The sequence below is a fragment of the Rhizobium sp. N122 genome (assembly GCF_002211295.1).
In the GTDB taxonomy this organism is placed as follows: domain Bacteria; phylum Pseudomonadota; class Alphaproteobacteria; order Rhizobiales; family Rhizobiaceae; genus Rhizobium.
Window position 1 is genome coordinate 131,528 of the sequence record NZ_LOKU01000023.1, and the last position, 14,184, is coordinate 145,711.

Genomic DNA, 14,184 nt, shown 5'->3' on the forward strand with positions numbered 1-14,184 from the left:
GATCAAGCCGCGGCGGGACGCCTCATGAAAATCATCAGCAGCATCGAAGAGCTCAACACGATCTACGGCGCCGGCCTGTCACAGGCCTCGGTCGACAAGGTGACCAGGCGGCTTACGCCGCTTTATCGCGAGATGATCGAGATCTCGCCGTTTGCCGCACTTGCGACGGTCGGGCCGGAAGGGCTCGACTGTTCACCGCGCGGCGATCTCGGCGGGGTGGTGCGCGTCGTCGACGACGGGACGCTGCATCTGCCGGACTGGCGCGGTAACAACCGCGTCGATTCGCTTTCCAATATTGTGCGCGATCCGAGGCTCGCGCTGATGTTCCTGATCCCCGGCTCGAACACGACGATGCGCATCAACGGCCGCGGCGTCGTCTCCAACGACGAGGCGCTGCTTGAAGGTTTCGAGATGGACGGCAAACATCCGCGCACGGTCATCGTCATTTCGATCGACGAGGTCTATTTTCAATGCGCCCGCGCAGTGATGCGGGCCGAACTCTGGAATGCCGAGCATTTCGCCGATCCCGCAGGTCTGCCGACACCCGGCCAGATGCTGAAGGCGGCGGTAGGCGATTTCGACCAGGAAACCTACGACCGCGAATGGCCTGGACGCGCGGCGAAGACAATGTGGTAAGCCGCTGTCACCTGTGGGTGACAGCGCGCCTGCGGCGGCGGTTCGCCGTCAGCTCTTATAGATCAGCCAGCTCTTGGTGAAATCTTTCTGCATGCCGTCCTGATAGAGGATGGTGCAGTTGCGGCCCGCATTCTTGGCGCCGTAAAGGGCGATGTCGGTCTTGCTGTAGAGTTCGCCGGCGTCCTCGGCGCTGGAGGCCATGCAGATGCCGATCGAGACGGTGATCGGGCCGTAATTGACCCGCGTGCGGGAATTTTTGAACGGGGTCGTTTCCAGCGTGCGGCGGATGCGCTCGGCGATCGCGGTGATTTCCTCGGGCGTATTGCCGTCGATAATCAGCGCGAATTCCTCGCCGCCGGCACGGGCGACGAAGACATCGCGGCGGACATTGCTGCGGATGACGGAGGCGACGGTGGCGAGGATCTTGTCGCCGACGGGATGGCCGTAGGTGTCGTTGATCTTCTTGAAGTTGTCGATATCGGCAAGCAGCAGGGCCGTCACCGGCCGCATGCCGGGATTGTTGAAGACGGCGGCGAGGCGCTCGTCGAAGGCGCGGCGGTTGGAAAGACGCGTCAGCGAATCGGTGTTGGCGATACGCTTGTATTCGTCGAGTTCCTTGCGGACCTGGTCCATCTCCTGCGAGCGCTGAACGACGTCCTCGACGGTGCGTTCGCCATGCGCCATGGTGTCGCCGGTCGCTTGGCTGAGGAGCTCGATGGCGTTTTCGATCAGCTCGACGCTGGCATTGCTCTTGGAGGTGATGCGCTTATGGGTCTCGCCAAGCAGCCTGGTATAGCTTTCCAGCGAACTCTGCTCCTGCCTTAGAATCCTGAGCAAGCCGTCGAGTTCGCCTGATATGCGGCTATGGGCGTCGTCGACAACGCGGGCCGGGCTGCTGGTGAAATATTGCGCGCCGAGCGCGTCGAGTTCGGCCTGCGTCGCCTGGCTGCCAAGGGCTGAAAGCTCCCGTGTCAGCGCCGGATTGGAGCCGATATAGGCCTCGTAGAAGAGTTCGTAATTGCGCGGTATCGGCGCAACGCCCATCGAGCGCATGGCATAGGTGATCTGGCCCGCAACATCGGGAACCTGCACCTTGGGCGCGACAGCCGTATTCATCCGGCGAACTCCTCATATATTCAAAGGCAATATTCTATTTGGTAGCTTAAATTTCTTGGGAAAAGATTAAAGCGACATATACCAAATACTACATGCGACAATTGCCCTATAGGTCAATACTTCTTTCATGCCTATGATTCTACACGGAAAAACCTATCTTTTCGGGCCCAGTGCAGACTGGTTGTGTGGGCAGCGCTGTCCGAAAAACTTACAGTTCTTCTCTGCCAGAGGTCGTATTCGACTTGTCGATATCACCCCAGGTTCAATTCCTGGAAGAAATCATTGCCCTTGTCGTCGATGACGATGAAGGCGGGGAAGTCTTCGACCTCGATCTTCCAGACCGCTTCCATGCCGAGTTCGGGATATTCGAACACTTCGACCTTGCGGATGCAGTCCTGAGCGAGGCGGGCGGCGGGGCCGCCGATCGAGCCGAGGTAGAAGCCGCCGTGTTTCTTGCAGGCCTCGCGTACGGCGCGCGAGCGGTTGCCCTTGGCGAGCATCACCATCGAGCCGCCGAAGGACTGGAACTGGTCGACGTAGCTGTCCATGCGGCCGGCCGTCGTCGGGCCGAAGGAGCCGGAGGCGTAACCTACAGGCGTCTTGGCCGGACCGGCATAATAGACCGGGTGGTTTTTCAGGTAATCGGGCATGCCTTCGCCCTTTTCCAGGCGCTCGCGGATCTTGGCGTGCGCCAGATCGCGGGCGACGATGATGGTGCCGGTGAGCGACAGGCGCGTCTTGACCGGATGCCTGGAGAGTTCGGCCAGCACTTCGGCCATCGGCCGGTTGAGGTCGATATGGATGGTCGATTCAGACAGTTTCGCTTCATCGATCTCGGGCATGTATTTCGACGGATCGGTTTCGAGCTGTTCGATGAAGATGCCGTCGCGGGTGATCTTGCCCTTGGCCTGGCGGTCGGCGGAACAGGAGACGCCAAGGCCGATCGGTAGCGAGGCGCCATGGCGGGGCAGGCGGATGACACGCACGTCATGACAGAAATACTTGCCGCCGAACTGGGCGCCGACACCCATCTGCTGTGTCAGCTTGTGGATTTCCTTCTCCATCTCGAGATCGCGGAAGGCGTGGCCGCTCTCGGAGCCTTCGGTCGGCAACTCGTCGAGATAGCGGGTCGAGGCGAGCTTGACGGTCTTCAGGTTCATCTCGGCCGAGGTGCCGCCGATGACGATCGCCAGATGGTAGGGCGGACAGGCGGCCGTACCCAACGTCAGGATCTTCTCCTTGAGGAAGTCGATCATCCGGTCATGCGTCAAAAGCGAGGGCGTGCCCTGGTAGAGGAAGGTTTTGTTGGCCGAGCCGCCGCCCTTGGCGACGAAGAGGAATTCATAGGCGTCGGTGCCTTCCTCGTAGATGTCGATCTGGGCCGGCAGATTGTTCCTGGTGTTCTTCTCCTCGAACATTTTCACCGGCGCGAGCTGCGAATAACGCAGGTTCTTCTTCTCATAGGCATCCATGACGCCGCGGGCGAGGGCGGCGCCATCGCCGCCTTCGGTCCAGACCCTGCGACCCTTCTTGCCCATGATGATCGCCGTGCCGGTATCCTGGCACATCGGCAACACGCCGCCGGCAGCGATATTAGCGTTCTTCAGGAGGTCGTAGGCGACGAAGCGATCATTGTCGGTCGCCTCGGGGTCGTCGAGGATCGAGGCGAGCTGCTTCAGATGGCCGGGGCGCAGCAGGTGGTTGATGTCGGCAAAGGCGGTTTCGGCGAGCAGGCGGATGCCTTCCGGCTCGACGGTCAGGATCTCCTGACCCTTGAAGGTATCGACCGACACATAATCGCTGCTGATCTTGCGATAGGCAGTGGCATCCTTGCCAAGGGGAAAGAGATCGTCAGCCATCGAAGTGACCTTTCTGGTGGGCGCGTCGCTAAATTGGAACCGATCTAAATCTCCTGTCGGGCAAAAGCAATCTGCATGCGGCGGAGTTTGGCGTTGCGGCCATGTCGTGCTGCATTTTGCCGTCGACGTGTCACACGCCCTAGGCGAGTAAAAGAAAGCGGATATCGTCATTTGTCGCGAAAAGACAGACTTCAGGTTGCTTTCAATTCAAGCCCGGTTCATATTCCCGCAGCGTTAACCTGCCGGGGCTTCCAATGCCAAATGCAAAGCCAACTGCTGTCGACGACCTTCTTGTTTTCTTCGAGCATGACTGGATCAGAGGCGATCTGCTACGCCTCGCCAGCGATCCCGAAGGAGCGGACATGTACGTTCGCTTCGTCAACGGCATCCGCATCGACGCCAAACATGGGCCTGACCACGAAACGATCATCGAGGGCAAGTATGGAACCTTCAAGGTGAAACCTGACGGCCACTTCACATATGAGCTGGATTACACGCTCGACGTGGTGAAGAATTTAAGCAAGTACGATCAGCTCATCGAAAAGCTCAGCTACAAGATGTCGGACGGCTCGGGGGGCACGGACCTCGGCGTGTTGACGCTTGCAATCGACGGCGTCAACGAAGATGAAAAATACCACGAAGTCCTGGATTTCGACGACATGGGCGTCACGTCGCGGGCGGATGATTTCTTCCTTCCCGACTATCGGGGCTTTGCACTCTCTGTGAACGGCAGTCACGAACTGACGCTTCTGAACGGTATCGTCTACGATACTATCCTGGGCGTTGACGCCATCACCGAGGACGGTTTCAGCGATACCGTTCTATCGCCGGGCTCTCTGCCGGTGACCTTGAAAATGGTCGATGGCGGGGAGTTTACCTTTCAGGGCGTCTCGATCGCCGAATTGTCGGCTTCGCCGTTTCACCTGACGCTGACCGCCATGAATGATGGCCAGATCGTCTATCAGCAGGAGCTTGAGGTCACTGGTCCCAGTCTCGAGGTAAATATCGAAGACATTGAAGAAATCCGCTTCGATTTCATGGGCAATTCTGTGGTGATGGACAATTTTTCGCTGTTGGTTTGACGGCAAGGGTGCGCGGTTTGCCCCTCACCCTAACCCTCTCCCCGTAAAAACGGGGCGAGGGGACGTGCCCCGCGAGGCGCTGGTGAGGGACGGAGAGCTTGCGGCATATCCCCTTCGCCCCGTTTACGGGGAGAAGGTGGCGGCGGCCGGATGAGGGGCAGCCCTCGTTTTCTATTTCGGCCCGATCATCGTCTCCGGACGCACGATCGCGTCATACTCTTCCGACGTCACCAGTCCACTCGCAAGCGCCTCTTCCTTCAGCGTCGTTCCGTTCTTGTGGGCGGTCTTGGCGATCTTGGCGGCCGCGTCGTAGCCGATCTTCGGGGCAAGCGCGGTCACCAGCATCAGCGAGCGTTCCAGGCCGGCCTTGATGTTGTCCTCGCGCGCCTCGATGCCGACGACGCAATTGTCGGTGAAGGAGACGGCGGCGTCGGCCAGCAGTTGCACCGACTGCAGGAAATTATAGGCCATCATCGGATTGTAGACATTGAGCTCGAAATGGCCCTGGCTATCGGCGAAGGTCAGCGCGGCGTGATTGCCGAAGATGTGGATGCAGACCTGCGTCAGTGCCTCGCACTGGGTCGGGTTGACCTTGCCGGGCATGATCGACGAGCCGGGTTCGTTTTCCGGCAGCGCCAGTTCGCCGAGACCGGCGCGCGGGCCGGAGCCGAGCAGGCGGATGTCGTTGGCGATTTTGAAGAGGGCGGCGGCGGCCGCATTGATGGCGCCATGGGAAAAGACCATGCTGTCATGAGAGGCGAGCGCCTCGAACTTGTTCGGCGCGGTGACGAAGGGCATGGCCGTTATGGCGGCGATCTCTTCGGCGACCCTTTCGGCAAAGCCCACCGGCGCATTGAGGCCGGTACCAACGGCGGTGCCGCCCTGGGCGAGTTCGCAGAGGCCGGGCAGGGTCATTTCGATGCGCTTGATGGCGGAGCCGACCTGGGCGGCATAACCGGAAAATTCCTGGCCGAGCGTCAGCGGCGTCGCATCCTGGGTGTGGGTGCGGCCGATCTTGATGATGTGGCTGAATTCGGTGACCTTCATGTCGAGGGCGGCATGCAGGTGCTTCAGGGATGGCAGCAGGTGATGGGCGATCCGTTCGGCGCAGGCGATGTGCATCGCCGTCGGATAGGTGTCGTTCGACGACTGGCTCATATTGACGTGATCGTTCGGATGCACTGGCCTTTTGGAACCCATGACGCCGCCGAGCATTTCTATAGCACGATTGGAGATCACCTCATTGGCATTCATGTTGGACTGCGTGCCCGAACCGGTCTGCCAGACGACAAGCGGAAAATGCTCGTCGAGCTTCCCGTCGATCACTTCCTGGGCGGCGTCGACGATTGCCTTGCCAAGCGCAGGGTCGAGCTGGCCGAGCGACATGTTGGCGCGGGCGGCGGCCTGCTTGACGATGCCGAGCGCACGCACGATCGACAGCGGCTGCTTTTCCCAGCCGATCTTGAAATTGCCGAGCGAACGTTCGGCCTGGGCGCCCCAATATCGGTCGGCGGCGACGTCGATCGGGCCAAAAGTATCGGTTTCGGTGCGGGTTGCGGTCATCGGCCTTGCCTTCCCTTTACATGCTGTTTTCGGTCATCTGAGAAAGATGAGGTCTTATAGGTTGGAACGTCCGACAAGAAAACCGGACGCGATAGGAAATATTGAAATTGGCAGTCATGTTTTGATGGGTTGTGCGGCGTGCTTTTTCGGCCACTTTGAAAATTTTATGCGTCCGGGCGAATTCGTCCCACTGGCCCGGATGCGAAAATTCGGTAAAAAATTAACTAATAATTTCATAATTTTGTGTGAACTTCTGCGCGGCGCCATGCAGGAACTCCGTCACACAGAATTGAGTCCGCCGGCGCTGGCGGCGCAGGCCGGTTTCTGATCAATGAGCCGGACGCTGAGTTTCGCGGGATTTGAGCTGAGAACAGCATGACACCGGGACTGGAAGATATATGACGTTCGTTTTGAAAAGCGCGGCATCCGCATTGGCAATTTCCTGCGGCGTGGCGGTTATGAGTGCCGCACCCGCGCATGCTTATACTTTGATGGACATGCTGCGCGGCGACAGGCAGCGGACCCAAAGCACCATCTTCATGGATCAGGCGCCCGGCCGTCCGGTGCCGCGTGGCGCCGATGGCGGCTCGCTCGGCGGGCTCGATCCGGAAGCGCCGCTGCCGAAGGTCAGCGGCCCGCGCTACTACACCTATAAGACCGAGACGCTGCAGTTCGTCGACACCAGCAAGTTTGCCGATCCTGTCGTCACCGGCGCGGTTGCCGATGTTTCGGCGAGCGGCGGCGATGCCGGCGCCGAACCCGCCGTGCAGCGCCGTTTCCTGGCGCAGGCCAAGGTGCGCGCCAATGCTGATGTCGCAAAGGCGCTCGAAGCCTATTACGGCGACAGCCGCAATCCGCTCGTCTGGGTCGAGGGCAACCAGGTCAACGACCGCGCCAAGTCGGCGATGGCGGCACTTGCCGATGTGGCTTCGGTCGGTCTCGACCCGGCCGATTACGCTGTCCAGACGCCGGATATCGATCCTGCCAATCCCGATCCCGCGGCCCGCGACCGAGCGCTGACGCAGTTCGAACTCGAGCTCTCGGCCAAGGTGCTGGCCTTCGTGCAGGATACGGTGCGCGGCCGCATCGATCCGAACAAGATTTCCGGCTATCACGATTTCCAGCGCAAGGTGGTCAATCTGACGCCGGTGCTGAAGCTTGCCCGTATGAGCCCCGATGCCGGCGCCTATATCGCCAGCCGCTCGCCCGATGGTCCGCAGTTCGAGGCGCTGAAAGCGGAGCTTGCCAAGCTTCGCGCCGCCGATGGCGGCAATGAGGAGCGAATCGTCGTTTCGCTCGACAAGCTGCTGAAGCCTGGCGACAGCTCGCCCGAGATCGCCAATATCGTCAAGGCGATCGGCAAGCATGGGTCCGAAACGCTGAAGACCGACCACGCGGCAACGCTTGCCGCTTACGCAGGCAGCAGTGACTACTCGCCCGATATCGTCTCGCTGGTCGAGGCCTTCCAGCAAGAGCGTGGACTGAAGGCCGATGGGGTCATCGGCCAGGCGACCGTACGCGCCATGACCGGGGGCGATACCAATGCCTCGAAGATCGGCAAGCTCGATGTCGCCATGGAGCAGGCGCGCTGGCTGCCGGAGGATCTCGGTTCACGCTACGTGATGATCAACCAGCCGGCCTTCATGGCCTACTACCACAATGACGGCAAGGAACAGCTGTCGATGCGCGTCGTTGTCGGCGGCAAGAACAACCAGACCTATTTCTTCGACGACGAGATCGAGACGGTGGAGTTCAACCCGTTCTGGGGCGTGCCGCAGTCGATCATCATCAACGAGATGCTGCCGAAGCTGCGTTCCGACCCGAACTATCTCGACCAGCTCGGCTATGAAGTCGAAGTGAACGGCCATGCCGTTGCCTCGTCGAGCGTCGACTGGTACGGCTCGACCAATAACGTCTCGGTGCGCCAGCCGCCGAGCAGTGACAATGCGCTCGGCGAGCTGAAGATCCTGTTCCCGAACAGCCACGCGATCTATATGCACGACACGCCGTCTAAGAGCTTCTTCAAGCGTGATATGCGGGCTCTGAGCCACGGCTGCGTGCGCCTTTCCAATCCGCGCGCAATGGCCGCCGCCGTGCTCGGCACGTCGGTCGACGACGTCGCCAAGCAGATCGCCAGCGGGCAGAACCATGCGGTGAAGGTGCCGCAGAAGATCCCGGTCTACGTGTCCTACTTCACCGCCTGGCCGAACAAGGACGGCGTGGTGGAGTATTTCGACGACGTCTATGGCCGTGACGCCTATGTCGACAAGGCTTTCGACGCGACGACGAAGGCGCGTGGCGCGCAGATTTGACCTAGGGTTTAGCGGGTTATGCAGCGGGCGGTCTTCGGGCCGCCCGTTTTGTTTGGGCCGAGATGCCAACGGCGCCGTTCTGGGCTCTTAGGCTCGAGGAGGGAATGACGAGGGAAAGGGCCTGCCGTGGCAGCCCCCCTCTGCCCTGCCGGGCATCTCCACCACAAGGCAGAGGGGGGCTTGCACGGTACATCGGCAAAGAATGAGGGAAGAGAGGCGACAGCCTCAGACCGCGACCTTCACCGCATATTCCTGCAACAGCCTCTCCACCAGATCAGGCGTCAGCTCATCGTAATGAGTGATGATCATGTCCGGATCGAGGTTGGAAACCGGCACGTCGGAATAGCCGAAAGGCACGGCGATCGACGGCACGCCGGCGTTTCTGGCGACGGCGATGTCGTTGATGCTGTCACCGATCATGACGGTGCGGGTGATATCGCCGCCGGCGCGGTCGATGGTGCCGCTGAGGTGACGGGCGTCGGGTTTGCGCACGGGGAAGCTGTCACCGCCGGTGATGGCATCGAAATAGCTGACGAGGTCGAGTTTTTCGAGCAGGCCGAGCGCCAGGCTTTCCATCTTGTTGGTGCAGACAGCGAGGCGGTAACCGGCAGATTTAAGCTCATCCATCGCCGCGACGAGACCGGGATAGGGTTCGGTGCGGCCGGGCATGTTGGCGGCATAATGGGCGACGAACCGTTCGACCAGGGGCGGCAGGGCGTCGCTTTCGAGCGGATGGCCGCGCAGCCGGCAGGCGCGTTCGATCATCACGCGGGCGCCGTGGCCGACGAGATGGGTGAGGTCGTCATAGCTGACCGGGTCGAGGCCAAGGGCTGCGATCGTGTGGTTCAGGCTCTCGACCAGATCCGTATGGGTGTCGAGAAGGGTGCCGTCGAGATCGAAGACGATGAGTGCCGGGCGGACAGGGGAAGGGGTCAAGGGTTTGCCTCTTTGCGCGATGGGCCGTTCCGGAGAGCGACGGGTGGTCCCGGCGGAACGAATGTCGTTCGAGGGAAAGACAGCTCGCCCCCGGAACGATGGTTGTTCCTGAGGTAGGCGATCACGCGGCGGAAAGCAACGTTAGGATGCCGGCCGGGAAGGGCGCAGGCATTTGTTTCGGCTTTTCATTTTCCGTGATGATTTTGACTTTCGTTTGCCAGGCGAGCCGTGTAAACAGCACATCCAACGCAATAATTCGGAGTTGGCGGCGCATGGATGCCCGCGAAATGAAGATCAAGGCCGCCGCAGCCGCACTCGCCCATGTCGAAGACGGAATGCGCCTCGGCATCGGCACGGGCAGCACGGCGGAAGAATTCGTTCGTCTGCTGGCGGAGAAGGTCGCGGGCGGCTTCAGGGTCGAAGGCGTTCCGACGTCAGAAAGAACGGCGCGGCTTTGCGTCGAACTTGGCGTGCCGCTGAAATCGCTCGATGAACTGCCGGCACTCGATCTGACGATCGACGGCGCCGACGAGGTCGATCCGGCGCTCAGATTGATCAAGGGCGGCGGCGGCGCGCTGCTGCGCGAAAAGATCGTCGCGGCCGCTTCCGAGCGGATGATCGTCATTGCCGACGAGAGCAAGCTTGTGGACACGCTCGGCGCCTACGCGCTGCCGATCGAGGTCAATCCATTCGGGCTTGTCTCGACACGGATCGCGATCGAGAAGGTCGCGGCCCGGCTCGGCCTTTCCGGCGAACTCAGCCTGCGCCAATCCGGTGACGGAGAGTTTACCACGGATGGCGGCCATCACATCATCGATGCATCTTTTGGCCGCATTCCTGATGCAGAGGCGCTTTCGAGCGAGCTGAATTCCATACCCGGCGTCGTCGAACACGGGCTCTTTATCAATATGGCGGCACTTGCGATCATTGCCGGTCCTGCAGGTGCGCGCACGCTGCAGGCAAACAGATAACAGGAGCGTACACTCATGATGAACATTGCAGGTCTTGGCCGTTTTGCCGCTGCGACGATCGTTCTTTCCGGGCTTGCCTTCGGCTCCGCCGTCAAGGCGCAGGAGGTCTCCGAGGAGCAGCTGAAGGCGTCTCGCGCGGCGATCGACGCCATCGGCGCCACGGCCCAGTTCGACAACATTCTGCCCGGTCTTGCCGAGCGACTGAAGGCCGGTCTGATCCAGGATTCGCCGAACTACCAGGACATCATTTCGTCGACGGTCGACGCGCAGGCGCTGGCGTTGGCGCCCCGCCGCGGCGATCTGGAGAAGGAGGCGGCGCTCACCTATGCCAAGACCTTTACCGCCGAGGAACTGAAGGCGATCGCCGACTTCTATAATTCCGACGTCGGCAAGAAGCTGTTGCGCGACGGCCCGGTCGCCTCGCGCGAGACGGCGAAGGCTGCCGACATCTGGGCGCAGGGTATTTCCCGCGACCTGGAAAAGCAGAGCAATGCCGAGCTTTCCAAGGTCATCAAGGCGCCGCCGCCGGCAACCGACAGCCCGGTTGCACCCGCGCCCGCTCCGGCGCCGGCTGCCCAGAAGTAAGGACCGCCTCGGCGGATTTGCAAAAGCCCGGCATCGCCCGGGCTTTTTTGCTATGATGGATGCCGTAATGCCGATGAGGCTTTGGCGAGGCAACATGTCTGCTCATTACGAGGCTGTGCGCGTGCGGATATCAGGCCGGGTCCAGGGTGTCGGCTTTCGCATGTGGACGCGCGATGAGGCGTTGCGGCTCGGGCTCACAGGCTGGGTGCGCAATGAAGCGGACGGATCTGTCGCCGCTTTGATCGCAGGGCCCGATACCGCCATCTCGACAATGATCGAGCGCTTCGGCCGCGGGCCTGCGGGCGCATTGGTTTCCGATGTCGAGACGGAAGCGAGCCCGCTCGAGACAATGCCAACGGGTTTCCGCATCACGGGTTGACGCGGCAAATTGCCAAGGGATGCGCATCCCGGAAACGCCGGACCCTCAGCCCCAATCCTTCGAGCTCTTGGCCAATTGCCACACACCCGTTTCATCCGGCTCGACGCGCTTGTTGCCGCGGTAGAAGATCGGCAGTCCTGTTTTCTTGTCCATCGCGAAACGGCTCGGTGCGTATTTTTCGTTCTCATGGCCTTGGATGGCGAGGCCGAGCGCTTCCTTGAATTTGCCGGCCTTGCACAGGTTGGCGAAGAGAGTCTGATCCATCGTTTGCTCCGGCTTCTTTTTTATTGCGTGGATTTGCCTGCCAGCCTCGGGCGGCCGGGTCAACCGTTTGCCGTGAAGATTCGGGCGAGGGGAACGGGATAATGCAGGAGCGGGCTTTTGTTTTCAGGGCGATCGCCCCTAGAGCCTTTCCTGGTTAGATTGAAGCATTCTGTTGGCTCAAACGGAGTCGGATGGTCGACCGGCCGGCGCGCGTCGTAGCCCAGTTCTACGGCCAAGCCGGCCGGTCGATCAGCCGGCCCGTTTCAGCCAACCCTCCCGCAGATTTGCCAGGCAAATCTGCAAGACTTGGAATCTCCAGACGCACTGATCGCTTCGCCGTGGCGAAGCGGTGCGGCCGGTGGGCCGGGCATCTCTAGCCAGGGCAGAGGCGATCGGCTCGGACGTACCAAGGGGTATGCCCTTCGCCAATCGCCTCTGCCCTGACGAAAACCTGCTCCGGCAGAATGCTTCAATCTAACCAGGAAAGGCTCTATATCAGGAACATCCTTCCTGCGATTCCCTTCCGGAGCTCCTCATGTCTTCCTACGACTACGACCTCTTCGTCATCGGCGGCGGTTCCGGAGGCGTGCGCGGCGCGCGTGTCGCTGCTTCGCTCGGCAAAAAGGTGGCGATCGCCGAGGAGTACCGCTACGGCGGCACCTGCGTCATTCGCGGCTGCGTGCCGAAGAAACTTTTCGTCTATGCTTCGCAGTTTCATGAGCATTTCGAGGATGCGGCCGGATTCGGCTGGACGGTCGGCGAAAGCAGCTTCGACTGGAAGAAGCTGGTGGCGGCCAAGGATGTCGAAATTGCCCGGCTGGAAGGCCTCTACAAGAAGGGCCTTGCCGGGGCCAATGCCGAGATCCTGGAAACGCGGGCCGAACTCGTCGACGCCCATACGGTGCGGCTTGTGAAGACAGGGCAGACGGTGACGGCAAAGACAATCTTGATTGCCACCGGCGGACGGCCGAACCCGCATGCGGCCCTTCCCGGCCACGAGCTGTGCATTTCCTCCAACGAGGCCTTTCATCTCGAAGAGCTGCCGAAGTCGATCGTCATCGCCGGCGGCGGTTATATCGCCGTCGAGTTCGCCAATATCTTTCATGGCCTCGGCGTCGAGACGACGCTGATCTATCGCGGCGCCGAGATCCTGTCGCGCTTCGACGAGGATCTGCGGCGCGGGCTGCACGAGGCGATGGTCGCCAAGGGCATCCGCATCCTTTGCCACGATACGCTGCAGAAGGTTTCCAAAGGCGAGGGCGGGCTCACTCTGGAGACGATGAATAATGGCAAGCTGCAGGCAGACGTCGTCCTCTTGGCGCTGGGGCGCGATCCGAACACCGAAGGCCTCGGCCTTGAGGCGGCCGGCGTCGCCGTCGACGAGCGTGGCGCGATTATCGTCGACGACTATTCGCGCACTAATGTCGAAAACGTCTATGCGCTCGGCGACGTCACCAACCGGGTACAGCTGACGCCGGTGGCGATCCACGAAGCGATGTGCTTTATCGAAACCGAATACAAGAACAATCCGACTCGGCCGGATTACGAGCTGATCCCGACTGCCGTCTTCTCGCAGCCGGAGATCGGCACCGTCGGCCTCTCGGAAGAAGAGGCCGGCAAGCGTTACGGCGAACTTGAGGTGTATCGAGCGCAGTTCCGGCCGCTGAAGGCGACGCTTTCCGGCCGGGCCGAACGGATGATCATGAAACTGATCGTCGATGCGGCTAGCCGCAAGGTCGTGGGCGCCCATATTCTCGGCCACGATGCCGGCGAGATGGCGCAGCTGCTCGGGATAACGCTAAAGGCCGGCTGCACCAAGGACGATTTCGACCGGACCATGGCGCTGCATCCGACTGCGGCCGAAGAGCTCGTCACCATGTATGCGCCGAGCTATCGGATCCGCGACGGCAAGCGTGTCTAGGTGTATTAAGCTATCCGCTGCATTTCTGGCTCCGGCCACGGAGCCATCAATCAGTGGGATGGTTTAAAGGCCAAGAACCTATGGGACCTTCGTCAGCGCGAACGTCTTTATAGGTCGATTTGATCTTGGTGAGCACCGTCTCATCGTCGGTTTCAATTTCATAGAAGGTACTGTCGGCAGCCCGGATAGCCACCCACTTCTCGTTTAGCTCTGCTGGCAACGAGCCGACGAACTCTCCCCAGATAACTTGCCGCGTCTTTTCGGCCAATGCCGCGAGATCAGGGCCTGAGAGCCGTGCATTGACCTGCGCCAATGTCTCAAGTTGCTCGCCGCCTTCACCCGTGGCCTCAAACCAATCATGTCCAGGTTTAGACGACTTAACCGTGGAAACTGTCCAATTTGCCTGCAAAGACTGAGGAGCCAACAAGCGCAACAAGTCCAGCAGATCGACCGCGAGGATATTCTCTCTGAGGTCGTAGATTCTAAGCGCTGTCACTGCGAACCTCCAGGGGCCACGGCCTCATCGACCGAAGCATTTTGTCAGCACGACCCCAGCTATG

Annotated in this window: 15 protein-coding genes; 8 read left to right on the top strand and 7 right to left on the bottom strand. The window is 60.8% G+C overall.

Going from position 1 to position 14,184, the window contains the following annotated elements; translation table 11 throughout:
* Positions 1–24: 24 nt before the first annotated feature.
* Positions 25–636 (top strand): pyridoxamine 5'-phosphate oxidase family protein, encoded by a 612-nt coding sequence (locus tag ATY75_RS17470; protein ID WP_088938549.1) that lies wholly within the window; start codon positions 25–27, stop codon positions 634–636.
* A gap of 48 nt (positions 637–684) precedes the next feature.
* Here ATY75_RS17470 and ATY75_RS17475 read toward each other — a convergent pair whose 3' ends face one another.
* Positions 685–1,752, bottom strand: a complete 1,068-nt coding sequence (locus tag ATY75_RS17475) for a GGDEF domain-containing protein (RefSeq protein WP_065092374.1) — start codon at positions 1,750–1,752, stop codon at positions 685–687.
* A 251-nt stretch (positions 1,753–2,003) separates the two neighbouring features.
* A complete protein-coding gene (locus tag ATY75_RS17480) occupies positions 2,004–3,611 on the bottom strand; it encodes a fumarate hydratase (RefSeq protein WP_088938550.1) in 1,608 nt (535 codons plus the stop codon).
* Positions 3,612–3,865: 254 nt separating this feature from the next.
* Between ATY75_RS17480 and ATY75_RS17485 the strand changes: the two genes are divergently transcribed.
* Positions 3,866–4,693, top strand: coding sequence for a VCBS domain-containing protein (locus tag ATY75_RS17485; RefSeq protein WP_088938551.1), 828 nt, complete (start codon positions 3,866–3,868; stop codon positions 4,691–4,693).
* 171 nt (positions 4,694–4,864) lie between these two features.
* Here ATY75_RS17485 and fumC read toward each other — a convergent pair whose 3' ends face one another.
* On the bottom strand, positions 4,865–6,256 hold the full coding sequence (gene fumC, locus ATY75_RS17490) for a class II fumarate hydratase (protein ID WP_088938552.1): 1,392 nt from the start codon (positions 6,254–6,256) through the stop codon (positions 4,865–4,867).
* Between the two features lie 61 nt (positions 6,257–6,317).
* On the opposite strand from fumC, the gene ATY75_RS33980 reads away from it, so the two are divergent.
* Positions 6,318–6,584: a hypothetical protein gene (locus ATY75_RS33980; RefSeq protein ID WP_143535316.1), complete on the top strand. Its 267-nt coding sequence runs from the start codon at positions 6,318–6,320 to the stop codon at positions 6,582–6,584.
* Between the two features lie 70 nt (positions 6,585–6,654).
* Positions 6,655–8,568 carry a murein L,D-transpeptidase gene (locus tag ATY75_RS17495; RefSeq protein ID WP_088938553.1) on the top strand — a complete coding sequence of 638 codons (1,914 nt, stop codon included), beginning with the start codon at positions 6,655–6,657 and terminating at the stop codon, positions 8,566–8,568.
* Between the two features lie 225 nt (positions 8,569–8,793).
* Here the strand turns inward: ATY75_RS17495 and ATY75_RS17500 are convergent, their stop codons facing one another.
* Positions 8,794–9,504: an HAD family hydrolase gene (locus ATY75_RS17500; protein ID WP_088938554.1), complete on the bottom strand. Its 711-nt coding sequence runs from the start codon at positions 9,502–9,504 to the stop codon at positions 8,794–8,796.
* Between the two features lie 121 nt (positions 9,505–9,625).
* Positions 9,626–9,778 (bottom strand): hypothetical protein, encoded by a 153-nt coding sequence (locus ATY75_RS34640; protein ID WP_190241376.1) that lies wholly within the window; start codon positions 9,776–9,778, stop codon positions 9,626–9,628.
* On the opposite strand from ATY75_RS34640, the gene rpiA reads away from it, so the two are divergent.
* The 3 genes from rpiA to ATY75_RS17515 all read left to right on the top strand — a co-directional run bounded on the left by rpiA (position 9,777) and on the right by ATY75_RS17515 (position 11,439).
* Entirely contained in the window at positions 9,777–10,475 is a 699-nt protein-coding gene (gene rpiA / locus ATY75_RS17505) for a ribose-5-phosphate isomerase RpiA (RefSeq protein ID WP_003579681.1), read from the top strand. The genes ATY75_RS34640 and rpiA overlap by 2 nt on opposite strands.
* Before the next feature lie 15 nt (positions 10,476–10,490).
* Positions 10,491–11,060 (top strand): DUF2059 domain-containing protein, encoded by a 570-nt coding sequence (locus ATY75_RS17510; RefSeq protein ID WP_088938555.1) that lies wholly within the window; start codon positions 10,491–10,493, stop codon positions 11,058–11,060.
* A gap of 94 nt (positions 11,061–11,154) precedes the next feature.
* Positions 11,155–11,439: an acylphosphatase gene (locus ATY75_RS17515; RefSeq protein WP_088938721.1), complete on the top strand. Its 285-nt coding sequence runs from the start codon at positions 11,155–11,157 to the stop codon at positions 11,437–11,439.
* 45 nt (positions 11,440–11,484) lie between these two features.
* On the opposite strand, the gene ATY75_RS17520 is transcribed toward ATY75_RS17515, so the two are convergent.
* Positions 11,485–11,703 carry a hypothetical protein gene (locus ATY75_RS17520; protein WP_003569075.1) on the bottom strand — a complete coding sequence of 73 codons (219 nt, stop codon included), beginning with the start codon at positions 11,701–11,703 and terminating at the stop codon, positions 11,485–11,487.
* Between the two features lie 535 nt (positions 11,704–12,238).
* Between ATY75_RS17520 and gor the strand changes: the two genes are divergently transcribed.
* Positions 12,239–13,624 (top strand): glutathione-disulfide reductase, encoded by a 1,386-nt coding sequence (gene gor / locus ATY75_RS17535; RefSeq protein WP_088938556.1) that lies wholly within the window; start codon positions 12,239–12,241, stop codon positions 13,622–13,624.
* 46 nt (positions 13,625–13,670) lie between these two features.
* Here gor and ATY75_RS17540 read toward each other — a convergent pair whose 3' ends face one another.
* On the bottom strand, positions 13,671–14,120 hold the full coding sequence (locus ATY75_RS17540; protein ID WP_088938557.1) for a hypothetical protein: 450 nt from the start codon (positions 14,118–14,120) through the stop codon (positions 13,671–13,673).
* Between the last annotated feature and the right edge of the window lie 64 nt (positions 14,121–14,184).